Source organism: Actinoplanes sp. NPDC051470, from assembly GCF_040682035.1.
GTDB lineage: Bacteria > Actinomycetota > Actinomycetes > Mycobacteriales > Micromonosporaceae > Actinoplanes.
This window is the reverse complement of the sequence record NZ_JBFBAA010000002.1, coordinates 65824-89439: the sequence shown is the minus strand read 5'-3', so window position 1 is coordinate 89439 and position 23616 is coordinate 65824. Positions and strand designations below refer to the sequence as shown.

The following is a 23616-nucleotide window of genomic DNA, read 5'->3' as shown; positions in this document are numbered from 1 at the left end:
CCTCAGGGCTTGCGGCCCACCGCGCAGTACACGTCGAGCGCGGCCGGATCGGTTCCCGGCTCCGGACGCCACCGCGACGTCGGCACCAGGCCCGGCTCCAGCAGCTCCAGCCCATCGAAGTAGCCGGCGATCTCCTCGGGCGTACGCAGGTTGTACGGGTGGCCGCTCTGCTTGGCGACCCGCTGGCTCTCCACGCTCTGCGCGCTGGTGCTCGTCCCGTCGCTGATCGCCAGGTAGCTGCCCGACGGCACCGCGGCGAGCAGCCGGTCGACGATCGCGCGGGCCTCGGCGTAGTCGGCGACGTTGCCCAGGATGCCGATCATGGTCAGCGCCACGGGCCGGCTGAAGTCGAGCGTACGGGCCGCCTCGCTCAAGATCCGTTCTGGATCTTCCACGTTGGAGTCGATGTACGCCGTCACGCCCTCGGCCGAACTCGTCAGCAACGCCCGGGCGTGCGCCAGCACGAGCGGGTCATTGTCGACATAAACCACCCGCGACTCGGGCGCCACCCGCTGCGCGACCTCATGGGTGTTGTCCGCCGTCGGGAGCCCCGTGCCGATGTCCAGGAACTGCCGGACGCCCACCTCACCGGCGAGGAGCGTGACCGCCAGCCTGAGAAACCTCCGCTGCGACTGGGCGACCGCCGCGATGCCCGGGTTGGCCGCCCGCAGCGCCTCACCAACCTCCCGATCAACGGCGAAGTGGTCCTTGCCGTCCAGAAGGTAGTTCCAGACCCGAGCGCTACTCGGCCGGGTTACGTCAATCTTGGGATCGTTCATCACGAAATGCCCTCCGATGAGGCGGCCGTTGGACAAAGATCCTAGGCACTCCCTCCCAGCCTCTCCCAGCGGCACCCGCCGCCAGGCTCCACCAGCGACAAAGGCCCCATCTCGCGCCGCGTCACTGTTCTCCTCCCGTTCGGTCAGCTCCTGGTGCAGCATCGGTGGCCATCGCTCGGTCGATACTCTGCCGCCGTGCCGATCAACACCCGCCTCGTCGCCGCGTCCGACACGCCATGACGCTTCGCCGCGCCGTCCGCGCGATCATCCTTGACGAGGACGACCGGATCCTGCTCTGCCGGTTCGTCTTCCCTCATCCGGCGGTGCCGGCGCAGGCGACGGCCGTGTGGTCGGCCCCGGGCGGCGGCATCGAACCCGGCGAGGACCGGTTGACGGCGTTGCGCCGTGAACTGCGCGAGGAGACCGGCCTGGTGATCAGCGCCGATCCACCCCACGTCTGGCACCAGGTCGTGGCCGCCGACCACACGCCGGGCCTCCCCGGCATCGTCAACGACTACTTCCTCGTCCGCACGACCCACTTCCAGCCCCGCGGTGAGCTGACCGACGATCAACTCGCCACGCAGGAGAACCTGGCCGGGTTCCGGTGGTGGCACCTCTCGGAGATCACCGGATACATGGGATCCGAGCTGTTCTCGCCCCGCGACCTGACAACACCCCTGGCCGCACTGCTCACCACGGGGACGCCGGACCGGCCGGTCCAACTCGGCCTCTAGCAGGTTCCGGGTGTGCGATCACGGTCAGACGCAGCGTCGGCTCGCCGAACTGGCCCTGTCCGGATCACCTCAAACAGAGGCAGAAGGGGTGACCTGCGGGGTCCAGGAAGATCCGGAAAGAGGTATCGGGCTGCTCCGGATGCCTGGTCGCACCGAGCTCGATCACGACCGCCTCGGCCGCATCGAGATCGTCGACGAGCATGTCGAGGTGCATCTGCTGGGGCCGGTCCTGGGTCGGCCACGTCGGCGGCGCGTAGTCAACGACCCGATGAAACGAGATGCACCGGCCGTCCCCACCACAGACCGAAGCCCGCTCGGCGGAGACGTCGACCGTCCAATCCAGCATCGCGCCATAGAACCTGGCCAGCACACCAGGATCGGGACAGTCGATGACGATGAGAGGCATGCGTGCGACGGCCATAGCAGCAACGATATTGGCGAGGGGGATCGACCGCTTCCCCGATCCTGCAGTGACATGACTCGTCTCCGGCTCGCATCGAGATCGCCCGGGGCACGGCGTAACCGCTAGGGTCTCCGGCCGTGGAGGCCCCGATCGAAGAACTTCGCCACGCCCATGATGTGCTCGCCGACTGGTACGCGGAGCGGCTGGCCGGCCTCTTGGACTCGATGCCGGTCGAACGCGCGGTCCTCGACCTCTTCAGTGAACTCACCCTGGGCGCAGGTCTGGGCGCCGAGGTGGCCGACGTCGGGTGCGGTACCGGTCGCCTTGAACCGTACTTGGCGTCGCGCGGCCTTTCGCCACGCGGCGTCGACCTTTCTCCCGGCATGATCGACGTCGCTCGCCGTGATCATCCGGCGTTCCCGTTCGAGGTGGCCGACCTGCGCGGCCTGCCGTTCCCGGAGGCCTCGCTGGCTGGTGTGGTGTGTTGGTACTCGCTGATCTTCCTGGCGCCACCCGACCGGAAGCCCGCGTTCGCCGAGCTCGCGAGGGTCGTCAAGCCGGGTGGCTATCTGGTGGCCGCGTTCAAGGACGGCGACGGCCGGCACCGGCGCAGCGGGCGGTCGGCCGGTCTCGGGGTCGAGTTCGATTCGTACTGGCTGCCCGCCCAGGAGATGATCGACCTGGCTGTCGGCGCCGGCTTCGACGTGGTGTTCCAGGGCAGCCGGCCGCCTGAGGAGTCCGAGTCCTGCCCGCAGGGCTACCTGCTGCTCCGCAAGGCTTAGGTTTGTGCTCATCGATGAGCACGACGTGACCGTGTCCCGCTTGATCGAGCGGGCCCTCGGCCGGCTGAGACAACCGGCAAGCCACTCGCCTCAACCCGCTGACCAGCAACGACCTCTGACCAGATGCGCGCTGAAGGCCGATCACGCAGGCGCCTCCGTGAAGCGGACCGACTGGCCCGGGCGCAGCTGGGCGGCCCGATCGGCGGCGGCCGGCGTCAGCACCGCGATCACCGGATACCCCCCGGTCACCGGATGGTCGGCCTGGAAGATGATCGGCAGGCCGTTCGGCGGCACCTGGACCGAACCACGGACCACCCCCTCGCTGGGCAGCTCCTCGGTGCGGCTCCGGGTGAGAGCCGGGCCGTCGAGACGGAGGCCGACCGTGTCGCTCGCCGGCGTGACCGTGTAGGTCTCACCGAGGAAGGTCGCCACCGCGTCGTCGGTGAACCAGTCGTCGCGCGGCCCGAGATCCACTTCGAGGATGAGATGGTCGTCACCTGTGGATGACCGGCCGGAAAGCGGTTCCGGCGGGCTAGATTCCGACCCACCCAGTGCCGGGGTGGGGGAGGCGGCGGGCCGTCGATCAGCGCTACCCACCCCCCTGCGTGGAGGGGCGCCGATCGGCAGCTCATCGCCAGCCGCCGGCCGCGCCGGCCCCAACCCTGACGCATCCGTCGACCGCGACCCCAACACCGGCGCCACGTCAATGCCACCCCGCACGGCCAGATAGGACCGCACCCCCCGCCGCGGCATCCCCACCTGCACCACACTCCCGGCCGCCACCTCCACCACCCGCTCGGACGCATGCGCCGCCCCATCCACCAGCAACGACGCATCACTCCCGGTCAGCGCCACCACGGCGTCGAAGTCGAACACCACCCGCAGCCCGCCCAGCGTGCACTCCAGCCCGGCACTCCAGCCCGGGTTCCCCACCAGCGCGTTGGCCCGTGTCAGCGCCCCCCGGTCGGCCGCCCCCGACGGCGCCACCCCGAGGGCGCCGTGCCCGGGCCGTCCGAGGTCTTTCACCACGACGCGGGGGCCGGTCCTCACCACCGTCATCCGCATGTCAGGTCACCGCCTGGAAGCGGACCCGCACGCCGGGCGTGAGCAGCGCCGGCGGGTCGCGGTCGAGGTCCCAGATGCGCAGCTCCGTCCGCCCGATCAGCTGCCAGCCGCCGGGGCTCTCGTTGGGGTAGACCCCGGAGTACGGTCCGGCGAGGGCGACCGAGCCGGCCGGGATCCGGGTACGCGGTGACGACCGCCGTGGCACGGTCAGCCGCGGGTCGCCCCCGATGAGGTAGCCGAACCCGGGCGCGAATCCGGTGAAGGCGACCGTCCACTCCCCCGCCGTGTGCATCTTCACCACCTCGTCGGCCGGTACGCCCACGTGCGTGGCGACGTCAAGCAGGTCCTCTCCGTCGTACCGCACCGGAATGGTCACCGAGCCCACGTCGACGGATGGGCGCTCGGGGGTCGGCAGGGTGGAGATCAGGCCGGGCACCGCGGAGGGTGCGAGCACCGCGGGGTCGAGCCGGATCAGCACCGTCCGGGCGGCCGGTACCAGGTCGATCACGCCGGGCGGCGCCGCCTCCCGCAGCGTCGCGTACAGCGCCATGGCGGCGGACAGGTCGGCCACTTCGGCCAGGACGGCTTCGCGGCCGCAGCGCAGGAAACGTGTGCTCATACCTGGTATCTCGTGTCGGGGACGTCGGTGATCAGCATGTGTCCGGGCGCGTGGGTGATGGCGTAGGGCACGCCGGAGGCCATGACCGCCACCTGCGGGGTGACGCCGCACGCCCAGAAGACCGGCACCTCGGTGGAGGCGACGGGGACGGCGTCGCCGAAGTCGGGCGAGTCCAGGTCGGTGATGCCGAGCGAGGCCGGGTCTCCGATGTGTACGGGCGCCCCGTGCACGTCCGGGAAGCGCGCGCTGATCGTCGTGGCCAGCGCCACCTGCCCGGCCGGGATGGGTCGCATCGACACGACCATCTCCCCGTGCAGCCGTCCGGCGGGGCGGCAGGCGACGTTGGTCCGGTACATCGGCACGTTGCGCCCGAGGGCGATGTGCCGCATCTCGATCCCGGCCGCGATCAGCGCCGCCTCGAAGCTGAAGCTGCATCCGATCAGGAACGCCACCAGATCGTCCCGCCAGTGGGGCGTGACGTCGGAGGGTGACGCGACGAGCGCCCCGTCCTCCCAGACGCGGTAGAGCGGCAGGTCGGTGCGCAGGTCGGCGCCGGGCGCCAGCGGGGTGGTCCAGGACGAGGTCACGTCGAGCACGGGGCAGGGGCGTGGGTTGCGCTGCCCGTACAGCAGCATGTCGTAGGCCCATTCGCGCGGCACGGCGATGAGGTTGGCCTGGGCGAGACCCGGCGCGAGCCCGGCGGTGGGGCGGACCACGCCGTCGCGGAACGAGGAGCGGAGCTTCGCGGCGATCATGACAGAACGAAAGGCTTGACGGGTACGCCTGCGTCAGCCAGCGATTTCGCCACGGCGCGGGCTATCGTGACCGCGCCGGGGGTGTCGCCGTGCACACAGATGGAGTCCGCGCGTACGGAGATGATCGTGCCGTCGACGGCGACCAGCTCGCCCGCCGTGACCAGCCGCACCATCCGCGCGGCGACCTCGGACGGGTCGTCGAGCAGCGCGCCGGGTGAGCGCCGGGACACCAGCGTGCCCTCGGGCGTGTAGCCGCGGTCGGCGAAGGCTTCGGTGACGACCCGCAGCCCGGCGGCCGAGGCCACGTCGCTGAACACCGTTCCGGGCAGGTGGAGCACGGGCAGCCGGGAGTCGAACCGGCTGATCGCCTCGACCACCGCCGCGGCCTGCCGTTGGTGCGACACGATCGCGTTGTAGAGCGCGCCGTGCGGTTTCACGTAGCGCACCCGCGACCCGGCCACCCGGGCCAGCCCGTCCAGCGCCGACAGCTGGTAGAGCACGTCGGCGACCAGGTCGGCCGGGTCGTAGTCGATGAACCGCCGCCCGAAGCCGGGCAGGTCGCGGTAGCCGACCTGCGCGCCGATGGCGACGCCCCGGGTGACCGCCCGTTCGCAGGTGGCCAGCAGGGTCCGCGGGTCGCCGGCGTGGAAGCCGCACGCGATGTTGGCGCTGGTCACGACCTCGAGCAGCGCGTTGTCGTCGCCGAGCCGCCAGGTGCCGAAGCCCTCGCCCAGGTCCGCGTTCAGATCCATGGTTCCCTCCGGAGCGGCTCGGGACGGGTGTTGCCGCACCCGCCCGAGCCGCCAGAAAAGTCGTGAACGGTCAGGACGCCAGGTACTCGAAGATCTTCTGCGCCGAGACCACGCCCATGTACCAGGTCAACGCGGCGACCACCGCTCCGGCGACGAGCAGCCACCCGGGATAGCGATAGCCGCCCAGGAGCTCGCGCCGCCGCCAGGCCGCGTACAGCAGGATCGTGAACCCGATCGGCAGGATCAGCCCGTTGAATCCGCCGGCGAACACCAGCAGGGCGGCGGGCGCGGCGCCGACCAGCAGGAAGATGATCGTGCTGACCACGATGAAGGCGACGGTCGTCCAGTTCCGCGTACGCGTCTCGGTGAAGCGCCGGGAGAAAGCGTCGAAGAACGAGACCGAGGTGTACGCCGCGCCGATCACCGACGTGATGGCGGCCGCCCACAGCACCACGCCGAACGCCCGCAGCCCGATCTGGCCGGCCGCCGACTCGAAGGCGTCCGCGGTGGCGTTGCCCTTGGTGTTCAGCGCGACGCCGCCCGCGACCACGCCGAGGATGGCGAGGAAGAGCAGGAAGCGCATCAGCCCCGTGACCGCGATGCCGGTCAGCGCGCCGCGGGTCACCTCGCGCAGGTGCTCGGGCCCGGTGGTGCCGCTGTCGAGCAGCCGGTGCGCTCCCGAGTAGGTGATGTAGCCGCCGACCGTGCCCCCGATGATCGTGGTGATCGCGGCGAAGTCGATGGTGTCCGGCCAGACGGTCTGGGTGAGCGCCTCGCCGACCGGCGGCCCCGAGACGATGGCGACGTACAGGGTCAGCCCGATCATCAGCAGGCCGAGCACGATGAGCACCCGGTCCATGGCCAGCCCCGCGCGCTTGACGACGAACAGCGAGATGCCGATCAGCGCGCTGATCGCGCCGCCGATCTTCGGGTCCAGCCCGATCGCCGCGTTCAGGCCCAGCCCGGTGCCGGCCACGTTGCCGATGTTGAAGACCAGCCCGCCGAGGATGACCAGCACGGCGAGCAGGTGTCCGGCTCCCGGGACGACGGCGTTGGCGATCTCGTGGGCCCGTTTGCCGGTGACCGAGACGATCCGCCAGATGTTCATCTGGACGACGAAGTCGACCAGCACCGACATCAGGATGCCGAAGGCGAACGCCGCGCCGAGCGCGACCGTGAAGGTGGTCGTCTGGGTGATGAAGCCCGGCCCGATGGCGCTGGTGGCCATCAGGAAGATCGCCCCGATCAGGGCGGTACGGCGGGCTTTGGGGCTGGACTCCGCCGTGATGGCGGCCGGTGCGGATGACTCAGGTGGCATGGTGTGCTCCTGACCACTGGGGGTATCCGTCGATCCCTTGACGGTAGAGATTGTTCAACGATCTGGAAAGAGTTGTTGAACAATTTTCCGCATGTGGCACACCCGCCGCCCCCAGCCCCGCCACCACCCCCAAAAAGGACTGAAGCGGTTAGGCTTACCTAACTCATTGGGGGGTGTCGGGTGGCGGACGAGTCGCTGTCGGATCTGCTGGGCGGCCGCCGCGCGGCCCTGGACGCCAGCGCGCCGGTCGCCGGCTTCCTGGCCGGCTGGCTGGCCACCGGCCACTCGATAGCCTGGGGCTCCGCCGCCGCGGTCCTGGTGGCCCTGGCCATGGCCGCCTGGCGCCTGCGCCGCGGCGACCGGCCCGGCGCCGTCCTCATCGGCCTCCTGGGCGTCTGCGTGGCCGCCCTGGTCGCCCTGCGAACCGGCCGAGCCGAAGACTTCTTCCTGATCCGCCTCCTCACCAACGGCGCCAGCGCCCTGGCCTGGGCAGTCAGCATCGTCATCCGCTGGCCCCTCCTGGGCCTCGTCGTGGGCGGCGTCCTGGGCCAGCGCACCAGCTGGCGCCGCGACCCGGCGCTGCTCACGGCGTACCAGAAAGGCAGTTGGGTCTGGGTCCTGCAATACGTGGTGCGCCTGGCCGTCTTCCTGCCCCTGTACGCGGCCGGCCAGGTCGTCGCCCTGGGTGTCGCCCAGATCGCCCTGACCTGGCCCCTGGTCGCCGCGGTGATCGCCGTGAGCTGGTGGGTGATCCGCCGCAGCCTCCCCGCCGGGCACCCCGGCCTCCGCCACCCCCAGATCCCCGAGAACGCCGTCCACTGACCCATTGGACAATGGCTAGTCAGAGCGACTGCGTGCCACGGTGACCTCGCTACTGAGCAATCCGCTCCCCGACCTGAGCGCCGGCCATCGCCGCTTGCGAGACATCGTCGATCACGCTCGGGGTGGTTACCTGCTCCGCTGGGCCGCCGCAGCCGCACGCCCGGAAGTGAACCGGCCGAAGCCGGAGCGGCTGGCTCGGGTCGTCGCGGCGCACCTGCTCGACCTCGGCTACGACGCCAACCATCTGAGGGCTTGGATCAAGCAACTCACCCGCCAACGCGCAAGCGCGGCGGACGTCCTCGACAGCGCGGTGGCGCTCGACTCGGCTCAACCGCGGGTCTTCACCGTTCTGGCCGCACTGGACAGTGTGCCTGAGCGAGAACTGGCCGAACAGCACGACGCGTGGATCTCCGACCGCGAGGTCATGGCCTGGCTCAGACAGCGCGGCCATCCGGTCAGCGGCGTCCGGGCCGGGGGCGGATTCCTCTATCGGGTGACTGCTCGGGACCCGTTCAGCGCCGCCTCTCAAGCACGCGAGTTCGTCGAGGACATGGTCGCGCGGTCATCGTTCATGAGAGCGAACCGGAACGGCATCAGGCCGGCCGCCATCAACCTTCGAAGCCCGATGCGCTGGCCGAGAGACTGGCGACCTGCTCGACGAACCGGGACCGAGCATTCGCCGTCGAAGAGGCCCTCAAAGCCGGAATCGCCCTGGAACCGGCCCGGCGGCTTTCGGCGTGACGCCGATGTCGCGGCTATACATCGGATGCGCCGGGTCGTCACCGATCCCCGGACCGAACTCACGAGCGCGGGCACTGTCCTGCGGATCACGATGCGGCGCCTCTATCGGGCACGCAACATCGTGTTGCATGGCGGTTCCACCCAGGGCGTCGCCTTGGAGGCCACGCTGCGCACCGCTGTTCCGCTGGTGGGCGCCGGGCTCGACCGCATCACTCACGCCGCCCTCGTCGAGAGCCTCGCCCCGCTCGACCTGGCCGCTCGCGCCGAGAACGGTCTCGACCTGGTCGGTGACGAGACCGACTTGAGAGTGGTCGACATCCTCGAACCGCGCAGGTGATCGCTTGCGCACCGGGGAAAAGATTGGGGGCCCCGGCCAAATTGGCGAGGACCCCCGTATGTCCTGCCGGCTATACACCATCTCCGGGACGGGACGAGCCGGCTCCGACGAGTTCGGCGGAATCGGCCGGGACCGTGTCGAAGCCCTCGCGTTGCATGACCCCCCAGACGGCCGGGCGGCCGCGCCACGCGTGGGCCGCCCCCGACACCTGCCACAGCGCGAGGATCTGGCGATAGCCGAAGTTCTCGATAATCGCCGCGAGCACGCCGCGCAGCAGGTCCGTCCATCGTGGATAACGATGGAACGACACCTCGTCGATGAACAGCGACACCAGGCTGATCAACAATCCGTAGCCGTAGGCGACAAGCGCGAACCGCCACGCGAAGTCCAGGTTGATGGCGTCTGCCCAGAGCCCCAGCGGCACGAGCACCAGGGCCGCGAGTTCGATGAACGGGGCGGCCAGCTCGAAGGCCACGTAGTAGGGCAGGGCGAGCAGCCCGATGCGGCCGTAGCGGGGGTTGAGGACCATGCGGCGGTGTTTGCTGAGGATCTCGGCGATGCCCCGGTGCCAGCGGCGGCGCTGGTGGCCGAGGACGCGGAGGCTGCTGGGGGCCTCGCTCCAGCTGACCGGCTCGGCCACGAAGATGACCCGGTAGTCCTCGCCGCGTTCGCGCAGGTAGTGGTGCAGGCGTACGACCAGCTCGGCGTCCTCGCCGACGGTGTCGTGGGCCATTCCGCCGATCTTGACCACCAGGTCGCGCCGGAAGATGCCGAAGGCGCCGGAGATGACGACCAGGCCGCCCAGGCGTGACCAGCCCGTGCGGCCCATCAGGAACGCCCGCAGGTATTCGACGACCTGCACCCGGACCAGCCAGGTGCGCGGCATCCGGACGTCGACCACCCGGCCGCCGACCACCTTGCAGCCGTTGGCGATCCGCACCACGCCGCCGCACGCCGCCACCCGCAGCGGGTCGTCGCCGAACGGCTTGGCCACCGACAGCAGCGCGTCGGGGTCGAGGACCGAGTCGGCGTCGACCATGCAGACCAGCGGGTGCCGGGCCAGGTTGATGCCCACGTTGAGGGCGTCGGACTTGCCGCCGTTGGTCTTCCGGACGACGGTCAGGGTCTCCGGATTGGCCCGGGCCGCGTGCACCGACAGGACCTGGCTGGTGTACGGGACCTCGCCGGGCACCACGCGCGGGATCTCGACCAGGTCGAAGTGGTCCCGCAGCTGCTCGAAGGTGTTGTCGGCCGAGCCGTCGTCGACCACCACGACCTCGTACTTCGGGTAGCGCAGCGCGGTCATCGCCTGGACCGCGGCCACGATCCCGGGGCCCTCGTTGTAGGCCGGCACGATCACCGAGACCGGCAGCGTGAGCGGCGACCGGAACATGTCGTCCTGCCCGGCGAACGGCAGCCGCCGCAGGTGCCGCCCGAACTCCAGCCCGGCCAGCAGGATCAGCACCAGGTAGCTGGAGTTGAGGGCGACGAAGTAGGCGAAGATCGCCCAGTCGGTGGCGTGCAGGATCGGCCGGACGAGTTCGACGCTCATCCGACGGCCACCGGCTCTTCCAAGGAAGCCGTCAACGAAGCCATGGCCAGCGCCTCCCGGGCATGCGCGGCCGCCGATGAAGGCTGGGCGTGCCGCCCTCGGTCCTCGGCGTCGTCGAGTTCCAGCACCTCCCGCAGCGCTCGCAGGCCGCGTGGCCCGAGCCGGCGCAGCGCGTGGGCGGCCTCGTGCGCCACCCGGTAGTGCTCGTCGTCGATCATGCTCACCAGCGCCTCCACGGCGGAGGGCGCGCCCAGGTCGCCGAGCGCGCGGGCGGCCGCGGCGCGCAGAGCGGTGGGCCGGGCCGGGGTCAGGGCCTCGGTCAGCGGTTCCACGGCGCCGCGGGTGCCGAGCCGGCCGAGATTGGTGGCGGCCGCTACGCGTACGTCGAGCACGCTGTCCTCGCACAGCACCCGGGCGACCCGGTCCAGGGCCCCGGTGGCGCCCAGCAGTCCCAGGGCTTCGAGGCAGACCGCACGTACCCGGGCCTCGGGGTGATCGAGCGCGGCCGAGAGGGTGACCTCCGCCTCGGGGCCGAGTTGCACCAGGGTGTGGGTGGCCAGCAGGGACGCCACCGGGTCGGACTGGTCCAGGCTGGCGATGATCCGCCAGGCCGCGGCCGGGTCGCCGATCCGGCCGAGCGCCCGCACGGCCACCACGCGCACTTCCGCGTGCCGGTCGGTGAGCAGCCGGCACAGCTCCGGCACGGCCTGGCGCAGCTCCAGGTCGCCGAGCACCTGGGCCGCCCGGGCGCGCTTGACCCGGCTGCGGGAGCGCAGGTCGTAGAGGGCGCGGCGGGCGGTGCCGCGGCGCAGAAAGACCGAGACGAGCGCCAGGTGGGCCTCGCCGCGCAGCTTGCCGAGCAGGCTGAGGGCGCCGGGCTCGGCGGCCTTCCAGGCGTCCTCGGGGATGGCGACCAGGCCGTGGCTGCCCTGCTCGCCGTTGTCCGCGACGAAGGCCAGCAGTTCCCGGCGCGGCCCGGCGGCCAGGGTGGCCTGCCGGCGGCGGCGGACCTGGCGCAGCACCCGGACCGCGACGATCGCCACGGCGGTGACCACGACGATGGCCGCCAGCACCACGATGATGATCGTGAAGATCCGTAGCATAAGGAGCAAATTACCCGTTATGTGGCGGTCGGGACGGGCTTTAGGCTGAGGTCATGGTGGAGCAGGCGAGCAGGCTGAAGAACGTCCGGTACGACATCCGCGGTCCGGTGCTGCGCCGAGCCCAGGAGCTCGAGAACGCCGGGCACCGGCTGCTCAAGCTCAACATCGGCAACCCGGCGCCGTGGGGCCTGAACACGCCCGAGCCGATCATGACCGACGTGGTGCACAACCTGCGCGACGCCCAGGGCTACAGCGACGCCCGCGGCATCTACTCGGCCCGGGTCGCCGTGGCGCAGTACTACCAGACGCTCGGCGTCCGCGACGTGCAGCCGGACGACGTGTTCCTCGGCAACGGCGTCTCCGAGCTGATCGTGATGAGCCTCCAGGGTCTGCTGAACACCGGCGACGAGGTGCTGGTGCCGAGCCCCGACTATCCGCTGTGGACCGGCGCCGTGTCGCTCTGCGGCGGCCGGGCCGTGCACTACCGCTGCGACGAGGAACGCGACTGGGAGCCCGACCTGGCCCACGTCGCGGCCTCGATCACGCCGAAGACCCGCGCCCTGGTGATCATCAACCCGAACAACCCGACCGGGGCCGTCTACTCGCGCGACATCCTGCTCGGGCTGCTCGACATCGCCCGCAAGCACGACCTGCTGGTGCTCTCCGACGAGATCTACGACAAGATCCTGTTCGACGGCGCGGTGCACGAGTGTGCCGCGGCCCTGGCCCCCGACCTGCTCGTGCTCACGATGAGCGGGCTGTCGAAGACGTACCGCGCGGCCGGTCTCCGCTCGGGCTGGCTGGCGGTCTCCGGCCCCAAGGCGCGGTCCGAGGAATACCTGGAGGGCCTGCAGCTCCTGGCCAACATGCGCCTCTGCCCCAACGTCCCGGCGCAGCACGCGGTGCAGACCGCCCTGGGCGGCTACCAGAGCATCGTCGAGTTGATCAAACCCGGGGGCCGGCTGTACGAGCAGCGCGATCACGCCTGGCGCAAACTCACCGACATCCCCGGCGTCACCTGCACCAAGCCGGGCGGCGCGCTGTACCTGTTCGCCCGCCTCGACCCCGAGATGCACAAGATCCGCGACGACGAGCGGATGATCATCGATCTGCTGGAGCAGGAACACCTGCTGCTCTCGCACGGCACCGGCTTCAACTTCCCGACCACCGACCACCTCCGGGTCGTGTTCCTGGCCCCGGTGGACGTGCTCGACGACGCCATCGACCGGCTGGCCCGCTTCCTGTCCGGCTACCACCAGTGACCCGTGGCGACGTCGCCCTGGTCGTCGGCACGTCCCTCGGCACGCGCGCCGCCCTGGCCGAGACGACCGCCCCGTTCCCGCTGATCGGCACCCGCGTCTGGCGGTGAGGCCGGTTGCTGCCACCGTGCCCGCCGGGCCGGCCACGGGCGGCATCGTGGGCGGATGGACATGTGGACGGACGTGGTCGAGCCGCTCGCCCACCGGCTCGCGGTGGCCGGTGACGACCTGGGGACCGGCTGGCAGACCGGCCGCGCGGCGGTCGGCACGGCCGAGCGCGCGATCGGCAACGACGTGCTGGCCGACGCCTTCAAGGCCATCTACGAGACCGACCGAGATCTGATCAGGTCGATCGCCGACCAGACGCCGGGCGAGGTCCGGAAGGACGGGGAGGTCGGCGTCGAGTGCGTCCGGATGTACACCGGGGCGGAGGACTTCGCCCGCGACACCCTGGCCCGCGTCATCATCGACGAGGCCTGACATGCCCGTCGCGCAGCCCGGCGGCGACCTCTGGCCGCAGGTCGTGGCCGAGATGCAGGCCGACCGGCGACCGGCCTGGCCGCAGGCCGACGAGGACGCGATGCGGGAGCTGTCGGCCACCTGGCGCGGGCAGGGCGACGCGTTCATCCGTACCGCCGGCTTCTCGCTCGCCGAGGTGGAGCAGAGCTGGATCGACGACGTGGGGAAGGCCTATCTGACCCGGGCCGGCGGGCACCTGGGCACGGTGGGCCGGACCGGCTCGGAGATGGTCGAGCTGGGGCGGCGGGCCGACGCGTACGCCTCGACGGTCTCCTCGGTCAAGCTCGCGATCAAGAACCTGATGGAACGCAACGAGCTGCTCTATCAGGGCGAGCTGCCGGCCCGGCGCGCGGCGTTCGTCACCGCGGTCGCCGGCGAGGTCGACCGCCTCATGCAGGGAGGCGCGGAGCAGATCACCGGCTCGGCGGGCGCGCCGCTGGGCCGGGCCGAGCTGCCGCCGCCCGGCGCCGCCCCCGGTGACATCCGCGCCTGGTGGCAGACCCAGCCGGACGCCACCCAGGACGCGCTGAAGCGCGAGAACCCGGACGCCATCCGCAACCTGGACGGCATCCCGGCCGCGGTGCGCGATGAAACAAACCGGTCGGTACTCGACCGGGAGATCGGCGCCCTCCAGACGCGGCTCGACGAAGTGCGGGACACGCCGCCCCTGCGCCGGGACGGCGATCCCCGGGAAATCCATGATCTCCAGGAGCGCATCGACGGACTCAAGCTCCTGCGTGAGAACCCCGGCGGCGAGCGACTGCTGCTTGGACTGGACACCAGCGGCCGGGGCCAGGCGATTGTCGCGATCGGCAACCCGGACAACGCGGTCAACGTCAGCACGGTCGTGCCCGGCGTGGACACCCGCCTCGGCACGATCGACGGCGAGATCGGCCGGGCCGAGCGGCTGCGGGCCGCCGCCGGCGAGGTCTCCGCGGACCCGGCCGTGGCGGCGCAGACGTCAGTCATCGCCTGGGTGGGCTACGACACGCCGACCATCGACGGAGCCATCTGGGCGGCACCCGCCGAGGCGGCCGCGCCCGCCCTCGACCGGTTCCAGGACGGGTTGCGCGCCACGCACAACGGCGCCGCCGCGCACCAGACGGTGATCGCTCACAGCTATGGCACCGTGGTGGCCGGGATCGCCGCGCACGGCGACGGCCTAAATGCCGACGACCTGGTGCTGGTGGCCAGCCCCGGCATCCCGGTCGATCACGTCTCGGAGCTGAATCTCGACGGCGTGCGCGAGGGCTACGAGGGGCAGCACGTCTATGCCATCACCTCGCCCGACGACTGGATCCAGGGGCCGGCGGCGCAAACCTTTGGCGGAGATCACGGCGCCGACCCGGCTGACCCGCTGGAGTCGTGGGGCGCCCAGATCTTGCACGACGACAACGGGAACCGCGATGACGAACACAACGCCTATTTCGACGAGGGCACGGCGTCGCTGCGACGGCTGGGCGGTCTGATCATCTGAGACATTGACGTACATCATTGTCTTGCGGTTTGATGGTCTGACATCGATGTCAGGGGACCTCATGCTCCGCGGTCTGATCAGCACTGTCCTCGTCGCCGCCGGGCTCGCCGCGCCCTCCGCGGCCGCCGCCGACCCCATCAGGGTGATGCCGCTGGGCGCCTCGATCACCTGGGGCACCGCGTCCAGCGACGGCAACGGCTATCGCGAGGGCCTGCGTCAGCACCTGGCCGGCGCCGGTGTGGCGATCGACTACGTCGGGTCGCAGCAGTCCGGCACGATGGCCGACAAGGACAACGAGGGGCACCCCGGCTGGCGGATCGACCAGGTCGCGGCCGCCGTCGACGGCTGGCTGGCCACCTACCAGCCCGACGTGGTGCTGATCAACGTCGGCACCAACGACACGATCCAGAACTACGACCTGCCCAACGCGCCCGCCCGCATGCGCTCCCTGATCCAGCGCATCGTGTCCGCCCGCCCTGGCATCGCCGTGGTCTTCTCGACGCTGGTGCCGTCCCGGGACGCCGGCAACAACGCCGAGGCGCAGGCCTTCAACGCCCAGCTGCCGGCGATCGCCCGGGACGAGACGGCGGCCGGCCACCGGGTCTGGCTGGCCGACCTGAACGGCTCGCTGACCATCGACGACATCAGCGGCGACGGCATCCACCCGACCGACGCGGGCTACCAGAAGCTCGCCACCATCTGGTACGCCGCCCTGCGCCCGGCGCTGGGCGCCGGCCGATCGTGGCCGCTCCTCCGGACCGCCTTCGAGGCGCCGATCACCTGGACCGACACCGTTCAGGGATCACTGAACGTGGGCGGCTACTGCTGCGGCCTGACCACCATGGAGTCCGGCCGCCGGCAGGAGACGGCCCACAGCGACACGTACGCGCTGATGTTCTCGGGCAACGACACCAGCGCCACCCAGTCCTACTCCTACAACCGCGTCCTCGACGTGCACCTCCCGCTGGAGGCCGCGTCCACGCTCACCTATTGGATCTACCCGCAGAGCGCGAACGCGACCTCGGTGGCCGTCGACCTGTCCCTGACCGACGGCCGCAGCCTCCGCGACTCGGGCGCCGTCGACCAGTACGGCACCCGCGCCCACCCGCAGTTCCAGGGCGAGGGCAACCACCTGGTCCCCAACCAGTGGAACCAGGTCCAGGTCCGCCTGAACCCGCTGGCCGGCGGCGTGGTCGACCAGATCCGGATCGGCTACGACCAGCCCCGCAACACCGGCCTCTTCCGCGGCTACGTCGACGACATCGCCATCGTGACCGGCTAGGGAACCTTGGCCGCGATCAACTGGGCGACCGGGCCCTGCGCCTTGCCACGCCAATGGATGGCCTCGGCCGTGAGGCCGGACGGGACGCCGGCGAAGGCGCCGGAGCCCATGCCGCGGATCTCGAACATCAGCGGTCCCTGGCGGCAGACCAGCGTGGACAGCGAGTCGACCCAGCCGTAGCAGGCCTCGGCGCCGAGCCGGTCGCCGTGGTCCTCGGCCTTGGCCTGGTCGGTGCGTTTCCGGTCGTCGGCCAGGTGCTTCTCGTAGTGCGCCTTGATCAGCGCCGGGTCGCCCATGGCCCGGATGCTGATGATGATGCTGGACGTCGCCTCCTCGATCGACGCGCCCTTCAGCCAGAACTTGTACGAGCACTCCCCCTCGGCCGCCGTCGAGTTCTGGTCCTTCTGCAGGATCGAGATGATCTTCACCGGCCGCGGGCTGCGCGTGATCTTCGTGGCCTGCGGCAGCAGCGCCGTGATCTCGCCGTCGGTCAGCAGCTTGCACGCGCTCGGCCACTGCGACGCGGGGATCACCTCGGCCTTCGCGACCGCGATCTTCTCCCCGCCCGGCCGTGCGGTCCCGAACTCCACCGGCACGAACTCGGTCTTCCCCGAGCCACAACCGGCCGCCACCATGACCAGAAGCAGGCAAACCGTCAGAGGGGTACGCATGGAGCGATCCTAGGAACGACGCCGGCCGATTCGGCGACCCGTGGCCGGAACCGGCAACCGGCCGGCGGCGTGAACCGGCCGGCGAGGAAGCGCGGCACCCTCTCCTGAACCGGTTCCACCAGGCCATCTGTGGTCTCCGTGGCCGGGTTGACGCCAGTCTGTGAGCGCGCCGCCACAGCCATCGGCACCCATGCCTGAAGCGCGAAGGGCGTACAGTTCGACCAGATCGATCGTCGGCCGGCCCACGCCGACGGGCGATGAGCCGGTCGGCGTCGTGCGACGGGCCCGCCACCGGATTCTGATGAGGAGCAACGTGCCGCTCACCCCCGCCGACATTCACAACACCGTCTTCGGCAAGTCGCCGCTGGGCAAGCGCGGCTACCACGAAGAAGAGGTCGACGCCCTGCTGGACGAGGTCTCCGAAGAGATGATCGCCCTGCTCGAGCTGAACGAGGAGCTGCGACGGCGGGCCGGCCAGACGGTCGAGCCCAGCCACCCGTCGCCCCCCTCGCCCCGCCCCGACCTCGCCGCCCTCAACGCCGAACTGAGGCGCGCGGCCGAGGCCCGCGACCGGGCCGAGCGCGAGGCCCGCGAGGTGCAGGCCCGGCTCGACGCCGCCCGCCGGGCCGCCTCGGCCGCGCCCCCGAGCGCGCCAGTGACGAAGAACACCGACCGGGTTCTGGCCATGGCCGAGACCACGGCCCAGACCCACCTGCGCGAGGCCGAGGACGAGTCGAACGCGCTGATCGCCTCCGCGCGCGAGCAGGCCGACCGCACGGTCACCGACGCGCGGGCGTCGGTGCTGCGGATCGAGAGCGACGCCCGCCGGCAACACGGCGAAGCGGTCGCCGGCACCCAGGGCGCCCGCACCGCCCTGCTGCACGAGATCGACGACCTGACCCGGCTGGCCGCGGGCTATCACGCCGCCCTCCAGAACCACCTGGCCCTGCAGGAGAAGCTGCTCGACGGCACGCCCGACGCCGACCCGAGCTGACCGACGGCTGCAAAGTACACGTTCCGCCGGAGAGCCGGCGGGTCAAGAGGCGGGCCATGCCCACCCAACACTCCTGGCTGGAGAAGCTGACCCGGGCCGGCTTCATCGGCTACGGCATCGTGCACCTGCTCTTCGCGTACCTGATCGTGCGCATCGCCTTCGGCAGTCGCGCCGCCGACGGCGACCAGTCCGGCGCGATGCAGAAGCTGGCCGAGTCGCCGTTCGGCGTGGCGCTGATCGTGACGATCATCGTCGGCCTGGTGGCGATGGCAGTGTGGCAGGTGCTGGAGATCTTCGAGGATCGCCGCCTGCCTGAGCGGGTGGCCTCGGCCGGCCGGGCCGCATTCTACCTCTATCTGGGCTGAACGGCGTCAAGGTGCTGCGCGGCAAGCCCGCGTCCAGCGCCGACACCCAGCAGAACGCGGCCGAGGGCCTGCTCGGCTCCGGCGCCGGCCGGGTCGCGGTGATCGCGGCGGGTCTGATCGTGGTGGCCATCGGCGCCGGCCTGGCGATCGCCGGCCTGACCAAGCGCTTCGAGCGCCACCTGCGGGTCAGCCGGATGACCAGGGCGACCCGCAATCTGCTGCGCCGGCTCGGCGAGGTGGGTTTCACCGCCAAGGGCATCGCGTACGGCATCGCCGGCGTCCTCTTCGTGACCGCGGCCCTCCAGTACGACCCGAGCAAGGCCCGCGGCCTGGACGCGGCGTTGCGGGCCCTGGCCGGCGAGACGTACGGCTTCTGGCTCCTGCTCCTGGTGGCGCTGGGCTTCCTGTCCTACGGCCTGTTCTCGATGGCCGAGGCCAAGTACCGCAAGGTCTGACCCCCGATCAGCGCGGGAGCGGCGACACCGCGCGTTCGACGGTGGCGCGGAGCATGGCCCGGCGGCGATCGTGGTCGGCGGCCGGCTCGTCGGCCGTCGCGGCGTAGATGCCGCCGAACGGCGACCACGCCGACGCCATCGAGAAGACCATCAGCAGCAGGTCGGCCGGGTTGCCGGGACGCAGGTGACCGGCGGCCTGCGCGTCGGCCACGGCCTTGATCTTGGGGGCGGTGTCGCCGTCGCTGAGCAGGAAGCCGGCCTGGCGCTGCTCCAGCCGGGCCCAGGCCATCAGCCGGAACAGGTCTCGGTTGCGCAGGTGGGCGTCGTACAGGCCGACGGCCCAGCCGGCCAGGTCGCCGGCGTCGAACGGGACGGTCTCGCCCTGCGCCCGGCAGTCGGCCAGCACCGCCTCGAACAGGCCTTCCTTGCTGCCGAAGTAGCCGTACACCTGGGCCTTGTTCGTGCGCGCGGTGGCGGTGATGCGGTCGATCCGGGCGCCGGCGATGCCCCGCTCGGCGAACTCGCCCCGGGCCGCGTCGAGGATGCGGCGGCTGGTCGCGGCGCCCCGGGCGGTGGTCGGCAGGTCAGGCACGTGTTCACCCTAACAAAACAGACGAGTTGGTTTGTTTCTCGCCGATCAGCGGCTACGGTCTCGGGCAGACCGAATAGTTTGTTTGGGAGGGCTCATGCGCACCACCACCGCCTGGCAGAGCACCGGCAACTCGACCGCCCTGCAACGCGTCCCGCTCGAGCGCCGCGACCTGCGCGAGGACGATCTCGCCGTACGCGTCGAGTTCTGCGGCGTCTGCCACAGCGACCTGCACGCCATCCACGGCATCGTCGGCAAGCCGACCGACGGGCTGGTGCCGGGCCACGAGTTCACCGGCACGGTCACCGAGGCCGGCGCCGCGGTGACCGGGTTCGCGCCGGGCGACCGGGTGGCCGTCGGCACCCTCGTCGACTCGTGCGGCGCCTGCCCGATGTGCCGCATCGGGCAGGAGAACTTCTGCTACGAGCGGGCGGTCAGCACCTACGGCGGCGCCGACCGGATCGACGGCACGGTGACCAAGGGCGGTTACAGCCGGGAGTACGTGGTGCGGGAGACCTTCGCCTACCGGCTGCCGGACGGCCTCGACCCGGCCGCCGCCGCCCCGCTCATGTGCGCCGGCATCACCATGTGGGAGCCGCTGCGCTCGGCCGGGGTCGGGCCGGGCCGCCGGGTCGCCGTCGCCGGGCTGGGCGGGCTGGGCCACCTCGGCGTCAAGCTCGCGGTCGCGCTCGGCGCCGAGGTCACCGTGCTCACCCGTACGCCGGACAAGGCCGCCGACGCCCGCGCGCTCGGCGCCACCGACGTCGTCATCACCACCGACGAGGCCCAGCTGAAGCAGGCCTTCGGCCGGTTCGACCTGATCCTGGACACCGTCGCCGCGCCGCACGACTTCTCGCCGCTACTGGCCCTGCTCGCCTTCGAGGGCACGCTGAGCGTGCTGGGCGCCCCGCTGGAGGCGCCGGTCCGCCTCATGGACCTGGTCTTCGGCCGCAAGAAGCTGACCTCGTCCGGGGTGGGCGGCCGCAAGCACACGGCCGAGCTGCTGGCCTTCGCGGCCGAGCACGGCATCACGGCCGACATCGAGCTGGTCCCCTCGTCCCGCGTCGAGGAGGCCCTCACCCGCCTCGAGAAGGGCGACGTCCGCTACCGCTTCGTCCTCGACCTGTCCGATCTGGACTGACCGTCCGCCAGCCGGCGTTGCCTATACGCGCTCAGAGCCATACACCCCCGGGCCCGGGTGTTGCCCATACGCGCTCAGAGCAAAGGGGCCGCGGCGTTGCCTATACGCGCTCAGAGCCATACACCCTCGGGCCTGGGTGTTGCCCATACGCGCTCAGAGCAAAGGGGCCGCGGCGTTGCCTATACGCGCTCAGAGCCATACACCCTCGGGCCTGGGTGTTGCCTATACGCGCTCAGAGCAAAGGGGCCGCGGCGTTGCCTGTACGCGCTCAGAGCCATACACCCTCGGGCCTGGGTGTTGCCTATACGCGCTCAGAGCAAAGGGGCCGGCTAGGAGACCGGGAGTCGGACGGTCACGGTGGTTCCCACGCGCTCGGTCGAGGTGACCGAGATCGAGCCGCCGTGGTTGTCGATGATCGTGCGGACGATGGCCAGGCCCAGGCCGGTGCCCGGGATGGCCTGGTGGATGGCGTTGGTGGCGCGGAAGAAGCGGGCGAACAGGGCCTGCTGCTCGGCCTCGGGGATGCCCATCCCGGTGTCGGCCACGACCAGCACCATCTCGTCGTCCTCGCGGGTCGCGCGCACCGTGACCGTGCCCTCGGGCGGGGTGAACTTGACCGCGTTGGTCAGCAGGTTGATCAGCACCCGGTCGATCTGCTCGGGGTCGGCGCGCAGCGCCAGCGGGCCGGCCACCTCGGCGTCGCGCTTGCTGATCCGGAACGCGCCGGACTCGATCCGGGACAGGATCAGCATGTCCTCGATCAGCTCGCGCAGCCGCCGGGTGTTCCGGGAGATCACCTCGAGCATCCGGCGCTGCGGGTCGGACAGTTCGCCCGCCTCGGCGTCCAGCATCAGTTCCAGATAGCCGGAGATGCTGGTCAGCGGCGTACGCAACTCGTGCGACACGGTCGACATGAAGTCGGTCTTGGCGGTGTCCAACTCCTGCAACCGGGCCACCAGGTGTTGCTCGTGCTCGTACAGCCGGGCGTGGTGCACGCCGCGCCCCAGGTCGGCCGCGACCACCTCGGCCAGCCGCGTCTCGACCGCCGTCCACGACGGCCCGCCGTCACGCATCAGGGTCAGCGCGCCGATGCACTCGTCCCCGCCGCTGACCGCGACCGCGAGGACGGGCCCGTCGCCGGCCCACCCGCCACGCGCGCTGCTCCTGCTCGGTCGGCCGCACGTCGCCGGCCGGGGCCGGGTCGTCGGTGGCCCAGACGTCGCCGCTGCGCAGCCAGGTGGTGTCACAGGCGGCCAGGTCGGCCAGCGGGCCGCCGGGCCGGTGCTCGTCGTGCAGGCTGACCGCCGGCGGCACACCGTTCGCGGTGGTCCGCACCAGCACGTGGTCGGCGCCGAGCATCCCGGCCAGGCCGTGCACCGCCTCCCGGATGGCGTCGTCGACGACCAGGTGGCCGCGGATCCGATAGCCCAGCTCGCGCACGGCGCCGCGGAGCCGGGCCACGTCCTGGTCGGCGGTGCGGGCCCGGTCGGCCTCCTCGGCCCGGATGTTGATCGCCTCGGCGACCGCCCGGATCTCGGCCGGACCGGCTGCCGGGTCGGCGCGGGCGGCGTGGTCACCGGCGCGTTGCCGGTCGAGCACCTCGACGAGGCGGCCCAAGGGCGTGGTGATCCGGCGGTTCGCGCGGGCCGCGGTGATCGCCGCGGTCACGGCCGCGATCACGGTGAGTGCCGCGACGGCGCTCACGGTGAGCCACTCGAGCCGGGCGCTGCGACGCTGCAGGGCGGCCGCCCGGGCGGCCAGCGAGAGGTCCAGCTCCTGGTTGGCGGCGGCGAAGGCCTGGAACAGCGGCTTGCCCTCGGTCACGTACTCGGCCGCGGCCTCGCTGCGGGGCGGCGTCCGGCGCTGCCGCTCGGCCACCGCCCACCACTGGTCGGCGTGCCGGAGCTGGGTGGTGATGCCGCCCTGCTCCCGGTCGCCGACCAGCGTCTCGACGTCGTCCACGGCCTTCCCGTAGTCGCTGCGCGCGACGTAGTAGCCGTCCAGCATCTGGCCGTCCCCGGTGAGCAGGTAGCCGCGCAGGCTCCGCTGGGCGTCGGCGAGGACGCCGCGCAGGTGGGCGTTGGCCACCTGGAGCGGCTGGACGTGGGTGCTGAGCTGATCGACCACCCGGTGCTGGAGCAGCACCGCGACCATCTCGGCCAGCCCGGCGCCGAGGATCAGCAGGGCCAGGAGCGCGAACGTCCGCCCGAGCAGCCGCCGGACCGATCCGTCGCCGCGCATGAGGTCTGCCGGTCAGGCCCTGGTTCGGCTGAGCAGGGCCTGGATCCGGGAGACCAGCTCGCGCGGGCTGAACGGCTTGGTCACGTAGTCGTCGGCGCCGGCGCTGAACCCGCCCTCGACGTCCTGCTCCTGGACCCGGGCGGTGAGCATGATGATCAGGATCCCGGCGGTGGCCGGGTCGGCCCGGAGCATCCGGCACACGTCGATGCCGGACAGGCCGGGCATGGACACGTCCAGGACGGCCAGCGTGGGCCGGCGGGCGCGGGCCTGCTCCAGCGCGGCCTGGCCGTCCTCGACCGGGACGACCTCCAGGCCGGCCTGCTCGAGCTTGAACGAGACCAGGTCGCGGATATCGGCGTCGTCGTCGGCGACCAGCACCACCGTCACGGCTTGTCCCCCGGTTCTTTCACAGACGCTACCTATCGGGACGATATCCGGTTAATCCGGTTATGACCCGGGATCCCGCAACGGCATGGCAACCCGGGCGCAGCGGAGCGCCAACCGGCGAGCGGTCTTCTTGACAGAGGCACGAAGAACCGAGACCCGGCAGGAGGATCCGATGACCGCACTGCTCACCGATGACGTCCGGACCGAGGCACTGTTCGCTTCCGACCTGCAACGCTCGCAGCGCCCGTCGCCCGAGTCGGTCCGCGAGGCGGTCATCGCCGCGCTGGAGCGGCTGGGCGCCGGCGGCTGCGCCGAGCTGGTCGCCCAGGAGTTCGGCGAGCACCCGGACTGCGCGCCCGGCCGCATGCGGTGGGCGCGGCACGCGGTGCGCGACGCGTACACCGAGGCCTGACGGTACGAGTGGTGGCGCAGAGCGGCATCCGGCGCCCGGATACCGCCAGGGTCTACCACTGG

General features: G+C 71.3%; 27 protein-coding genes. 13 read left to right on the top strand and 14 right to left on the bottom strand.

Annotated features, from left to right (window positions below):
- Positions 1-2: 2 nt before the first annotated feature.
- A complete protein-coding gene (locus tag AB0M54_RS05495; protein ID WP_364469291.1) occupies positions 3-779 on the bottom strand; it encodes an SAM-dependent methyltransferase in 777 nt (258 codons plus the stop codon).
- A gap of 236 nt (positions 780-1015) precedes the next feature.
- Here AB0M54_RS05495 and AB0M54_RS05490 point away from each other — a divergent pair, with 236 nt between their 5' ends.
- Positions 1016-1513: an NUDIX domain-containing protein gene (locus AB0M54_RS05490; RefSeq protein WP_364319877.1), complete on the top strand. Its 498-nt coding sequence runs from the start codon at positions 1016-1018 to the stop codon at positions 1511-1513.
- Between the two features lie 64 nt (positions 1514-1577).
- Here the strand turns inward: AB0M54_RS05490 and AB0M54_RS05485 are convergent, their stop codons facing one another.
- Entirely contained in the window at positions 1578-1934 is a 357-nt protein-coding gene (locus AB0M54_RS05485) for a VOC family protein (protein WP_364469289.1), read from the bottom strand.
- 119 nt (positions 1935-2053) lie between these two features.
- Here AB0M54_RS05485 and AB0M54_RS05480 point away from each other — a divergent pair, with 119 nt between their 5' ends.
- The gene (locus AB0M54_RS05480; protein WP_364319874.1) at positions 2054-2698 is read left to right on the top strand and encodes a class I SAM-dependent methyltransferase; all 645 of its coding nucleotides are present in this window, start codon (positions 2054-2056) and stop codon (positions 2696-2698) included.
- A 141-nt stretch (positions 2699-2839) separates the two neighbouring features.
- Here AB0M54_RS05480 and AB0M54_RS05475 read toward each other — a convergent pair whose 3' ends face one another.
- From AB0M54_RS05475 to AB0M54_RS05455, 5 genes are all read right to left on the bottom strand, one after another.
- Complete coding sequence (locus AB0M54_RS05475) at positions 2840-3763, bottom strand: biotin-dependent carboxyltransferase family protein (protein WP_364319873.1); 924 nt, start codon at positions 3761-3763, stop codon at positions 2840-2842.
- Between the two features lies 1 nt (position 3764).
- On the bottom strand, positions 3765-4382 hold the full coding sequence (locus tag AB0M54_RS05470; protein WP_364469287.1) for an allophanate hydrolase subunit 1: 618 nt from the start codon (positions 4380-4382) through the stop codon (positions 3765-3767).
- The gene (locus AB0M54_RS05465; RefSeq protein ID WP_364469285.1) at positions 4379-5137 is read right to left on the bottom strand and encodes a putative hydro-lyase; all 759 of its coding nucleotides are present in this window, start codon (positions 5135-5137) and stop codon (positions 4379-4381) included. Before AB0M54_RS05465 ends, AB0M54_RS05470 begins: the two co-directional genes overlap by 4 nt.
- A complete protein-coding gene (locus AB0M54_RS05460) occupies positions 5134-5889 on the bottom strand; it encodes a 5-oxoprolinase subunit PxpA (protein WP_364319868.1) in 756 nt (251 codons plus the stop codon). The genes AB0M54_RS05465 and AB0M54_RS05460 overlap by 4 nt, the downstream gene beginning before the upstream one ends.
- 70 nt (positions 5890-5959) lie before the next feature.
- Positions 5960-7207, bottom strand: coding sequence for an NRAMP family divalent metal transporter (locus AB0M54_RS05455; RefSeq protein WP_364319866.1), 1248 nt, complete (start codon positions 7205-7207; stop codon positions 5960-5962).
- Positions 7208-7387: 180 nt separating this feature from the next.
- Here AB0M54_RS05455 and AB0M54_RS05450 point away from each other — a divergent pair, with 180 nt between their 5' ends.
- Together AB0M54_RS05450 and AB0M54_RS05445 are read left to right on the top strand one after the other, a co-directional pair.
- Positions 7388-8029 carry a DUF3159 domain-containing protein gene (locus AB0M54_RS05450; RefSeq protein WP_364319864.1) on the top strand — a complete coding sequence of 214 codons (642 nt, stop codon included), beginning with the start codon at positions 7388-7390 and terminating at the stop codon, positions 8027-8029.
- 40 nt (positions 8030-8069) lie between these two features.
- Positions 8070-9107 (top strand): hypothetical protein, encoded by a 1038-nt coding sequence (locus AB0M54_RS05445; protein WP_364469283.1) that lies wholly within the window; start codon positions 8070-8072, stop codon positions 9105-9107.
- Positions 9108-9177: 70 nt separating this feature from the next.
- On the opposite strand, the gene AB0M54_RS05440 is transcribed toward AB0M54_RS05445, so the two are convergent.
- Positions 9178-10659: a glycosyltransferase gene (locus AB0M54_RS05440; RefSeq protein WP_364469281.1), complete on the bottom strand. Its 1482-nt coding sequence runs from the start codon at positions 10657-10659 to the stop codon at positions 9178-9180.
- Positions 10656-11762, bottom strand: coding sequence for a HEAT repeat domain-containing protein (locus tag AB0M54_RS05435; RefSeq protein ID WP_364469277.1), 1107 nt, complete (start codon positions 11760-11762; stop codon positions 10656-10658). Before AB0M54_RS05435 ends, AB0M54_RS05440 begins: the two co-directional genes overlap by 4 nt.
- 53 nt (positions 11763-11815) lie before the next feature.
- Between AB0M54_RS05435 and AB0M54_RS05430 the strand changes: the two genes are divergently transcribed.
- From AB0M54_RS05430 to AB0M54_RS05415, 4 genes are all read left to right on the top strand, one after another.
- Positions 11816-13024: a pyridoxal phosphate-dependent aminotransferase gene (locus AB0M54_RS05430; RefSeq protein ID WP_364319852.1), complete on the top strand. Its 1209-nt coding sequence runs from the start codon at positions 11816-11818 to the stop codon at positions 13022-13024.
- 162 nt (positions 13025-13186) lie between these two features.
- The gene (locus AB0M54_RS05425) at positions 13187-13501 is read left to right on the top strand and encodes a hypothetical protein (protein ID WP_364319850.1); all 315 of its coding nucleotides are present in this window, start codon (positions 13187-13189) and stop codon (positions 13499-13501) included.
- Position 13502: 1 nt separating this feature from the next.
- Positions 13503-15017 (top strand): alpha/beta hydrolase, encoded by a 1515-nt coding sequence (locus AB0M54_RS05420; protein ID WP_364319848.1) that lies wholly within the window; start codon positions 13503-13505, stop codon positions 15015-15017.
- A gap of 46 nt (positions 15018-15063) precedes the next feature.
- Positions 15064-16299 carry an SGNH/GDSL hydrolase family protein gene (locus tag AB0M54_RS05415; RefSeq protein WP_364469275.1) on the top strand — a complete coding sequence of 412 codons (1236 nt, stop codon included), beginning with the start codon at positions 15064-15066 and terminating at the stop codon, positions 16297-16299.
- On the opposite strand, the gene AB0M54_RS05410 is transcribed toward AB0M54_RS05415, so the two are convergent.
- Positions 16296-16970, bottom strand: coding sequence for a hypothetical protein (locus AB0M54_RS05410; protein WP_364469274.1), 675 nt, complete (start codon positions 16968-16970; stop codon positions 16296-16298). The genes AB0M54_RS05415 and AB0M54_RS05410 overlap by 4 nt on opposite strands.
- Positions 16971-17271: 301 nt before the next feature.
- Here AB0M54_RS05410 and AB0M54_RS05405 point away from each other — a divergent pair, with 301 nt between their 5' ends.
- The 3 genes from AB0M54_RS05405 to AB0M54_RS05395 are packed head-to-tail and all read left to right on the top strand — an operon-like array spanning position 17272 to position 18784.
- Positions 17272-17964 (top strand): DivIVA domain-containing protein, encoded by a 693-nt coding sequence (locus AB0M54_RS05405; protein ID WP_364319843.1) that lies wholly within the window; start codon positions 17272-17274, stop codon positions 17962-17964.
- Between the two features lie 56 nt (positions 17965-18020).
- The gene (locus AB0M54_RS05400; RefSeq protein WP_364469272.1) at positions 18021-18329 is read left to right on the top strand and encodes a DUF1206 domain-containing protein; all 309 of its coding nucleotides are present in this window, start codon (positions 18021-18023) and stop codon (positions 18327-18329) included.
- 11 nt (positions 18330-18340) lie between these two features.
- Positions 18341-18784: a DUF1206 domain-containing protein gene (locus tag AB0M54_RS05395; protein ID WP_364469270.1), complete on the top strand. Its 444-nt coding sequence runs from the start codon at positions 18341-18343 to the stop codon at positions 18782-18784.
- Between the two features lie 7 nt (positions 18785-18791).
- Here the strand turns inward: AB0M54_RS05395 and AB0M54_RS05390 are convergent, their stop codons facing one another.
- Positions 18792-19376 (bottom strand): TetR family transcriptional regulator, encoded by a 585-nt coding sequence (locus tag AB0M54_RS05390; protein WP_364319840.1) that lies wholly within the window; start codon positions 19374-19376, stop codon positions 18792-18794.
- A gap of 94 nt (positions 19377-19470) precedes the next feature.
- Here AB0M54_RS05390 and AB0M54_RS05385 point away from each other — a divergent pair, with 94 nt between their 5' ends.
- On the top strand, positions 19471-20514 hold the full coding sequence (locus AB0M54_RS05385; protein ID WP_364469268.1) for an NAD(P)-dependent alcohol dehydrogenase: 1044 nt from the start codon (positions 19471-19473) through the stop codon (positions 20512-20514).
- Positions 20515-20843: 329 nt separating this feature from the next.
- Here the strand turns inward: AB0M54_RS05385 and AB0M54_RS05380 are convergent, their stop codons facing one another.
- The 3 genes from AB0M54_RS05380 to AB0M54_RS05370 are packed head-to-tail and all read right to left on the bottom strand — an operon-like array spanning position 20844 to position 23142.
- The gene (locus AB0M54_RS05380; RefSeq protein WP_364469266.1) at positions 20844-21587 is read right to left on the bottom strand and encodes an ATP-binding protein; all 744 of its coding nucleotides are present in this window, start codon (positions 21585-21587) and stop codon (positions 20844-20846) included.
- Positions 21580-22755 carry a CHASE3 domain-containing protein gene (locus AB0M54_RS05375; protein ID WP_364469264.1) on the bottom strand — a complete coding sequence of 392 codons (1176 nt, stop codon included), beginning with the start codon at positions 22753-22755 and terminating at the stop codon, positions 21580-21582. The genes AB0M54_RS05380 and AB0M54_RS05375 overlap by 8 nt, the downstream gene beginning before the upstream one ends.
- A 12-nt stretch (positions 22756-22767) precedes the next feature.
- Positions 22768-23142: a response regulator gene (locus AB0M54_RS05370; protein ID WP_364319834.1), complete on the bottom strand. Its 375-nt coding sequence runs from the start codon at positions 23140-23142 to the stop codon at positions 22768-22770.
- Positions 23143-23314: 172 nt separating this feature from the next.
- Between AB0M54_RS05370 and AB0M54_RS05365 the strand changes: the two genes are divergently transcribed.
- Positions 23315-23554 carry a hypothetical protein gene (locus tag AB0M54_RS05365; protein ID WP_364319832.1) on the top strand — a complete coding sequence of 80 codons (240 nt, stop codon included), beginning with the start codon at positions 23315-23317 and terminating at the stop codon, positions 23552-23554.
- Positions 23555-23616 lie beyond the last annotated feature (62 nt).

What these genes read in the sequence shown, in the direction of transcription:
- AB0M54_RS05495 (WP_364469291.1), bottom strand. Translation starts at nt 779, where the DNA reads ATGAACGATCCCAAGATTGACGTAACCCGGCCGAGTAGCGCTCGGGTC.
- AB0M54_RS05490 (WP_364319877.1), top strand. Translation starts at nt 1,016, where the DNA reads ATGACGCTTCGCCGCGCCGTCCGCGCGATCATCCTTGACGAGGACGAC.
- AB0M54_RS05485 (WP_364469289.1), bottom strand. Translation starts at nt 1,934, where the DNA reads ATGGCCGTCGCACGCATGCCTCTCATCGTCATCGACTGTCCCGATCCT.
- AB0M54_RS05475 (WP_364319873.1), bottom strand. Translation starts at nt 3,763, where the DNA reads ATGCGGATGACGGTGGTGAGGACCGGCCCCCGCGTCGTGGTGAAAGAC.
- AB0M54_RS05470 (WP_364469287.1), bottom strand. Translation starts at nt 4,382, where the DNA reads ATGAGCACACGTTTCCTGCGCTGCGGCCGCGAAGCCGTCCTGGCCGAA.
- AB0M54_RS05465 (WP_364469285.1), bottom strand. Translation starts at nt 5,137, where the DNA reads ATGATCGCCGCGAAGCTCCGCTCCTCGTTCCGCGACGGCGTGGTCCGC.
- AB0M54_RS05460 (WP_364319868.1), bottom strand. Translation starts at nt 5,889, where the DNA reads ATGGATCTGAACGCGGACCTGGGCGAGGGCTTCGGCACCTGGCGGCTC.
- AB0M54_RS05455 (WP_364319866.1), bottom strand. Translation starts at nt 7,207, where the DNA reads ATGCCACCTGAGTCATCCGCACCGGCCGCCATCACGGCGGAGTCCAGC.
- AB0M54_RS05440 (WP_364469281.1), bottom strand. Translation starts at nt 10,659, where the DNA reads ATGAGCGTCGAACTCGTCCGGCCGATCCTGCACGCCACCGACTGGGCG.
- AB0M54_RS05435 (WP_364469277.1), bottom strand. Translation starts at nt 11,762, where the DNA reads ATGCTACGGATCTTCACGATCATCATCGTGGTGCTGGCGGCCATCGTC.
- AB0M54_RS05430 (WP_364319852.1), top strand. Translation starts at nt 11,816, where the DNA reads ATGGTGGAGCAGGCGAGCAGGCTGAAGAACGTCCGGTACGACATCCGC.
- AB0M54_RS05425 (WP_364319850.1), top strand. Translation starts at nt 13,187, where the DNA reads ATGGACATGTGGACGGACGTGGTCGAGCCGCTCGCCCACCGGCTCGCG.
- AB0M54_RS05420 (WP_364319848.1), top strand. Translation starts at nt 13,503, where the DNA reads ATGCCCGTCGCGCAGCCCGGCGGCGACCTCTGGCCGCAGGTCGTGGCC.
- AB0M54_RS05415 (WP_364469275.1), top strand. Translation starts at nt 15,064, where the DNA reads ATGTCAGGGGACCTCATGCTCCGCGGTCTGATCAGCACTGTCCTCGTC.
- AB0M54_RS05410 (WP_364469274.1), bottom strand. Translation starts at nt 16,970, where the DNA reads ATGCGTACCCCTCTGACGGTTTGCCTGCTTCTGGTCATGGTGGCGGCC.
- AB0M54_RS05405 (WP_364319843.1), top strand. Translation starts at nt 17,272, where the DNA reads ATGAGGAGCAACGTGCCGCTCACCCCCGCCGACATTCACAACACCGTC.
- AB0M54_RS05400 (WP_364469272.1), top strand. Translation starts at nt 18,021, where the DNA reads ATGCCCACCCAACACTCCTGGCTGGAGAAGCTGACCCGGGCCGGCTTC.
- AB0M54_RS05385 (WP_364469268.1), top strand. Translation starts at nt 19,471, where the DNA reads ATGCGCACCACCACCGCCTGGCAGAGCACCGGCAACTCGACCGCCCTG.
- AB0M54_RS05380 (WP_364469266.1), bottom strand. Translation starts at nt 21,587, where the DNA reads ATGCGTGACGGCGGGCCGTCGTGGACGGCGGTCGAGACGCGGCTGGCC.
- AB0M54_RS05375 (WP_364469264.1), bottom strand. Translation starts at nt 22,755, where the DNA reads ATGCGCGGCGACGGATCGGTCCGGCGGCTGCTCGGGCGGACGTTCGCG.
- AB0M54_RS05365 (WP_364319832.1), top strand. Translation starts at nt 23,315, where the DNA reads ATGACCGCACTGCTCACCGATGACGTCCGGACCGAGGCACTGTTCGCT.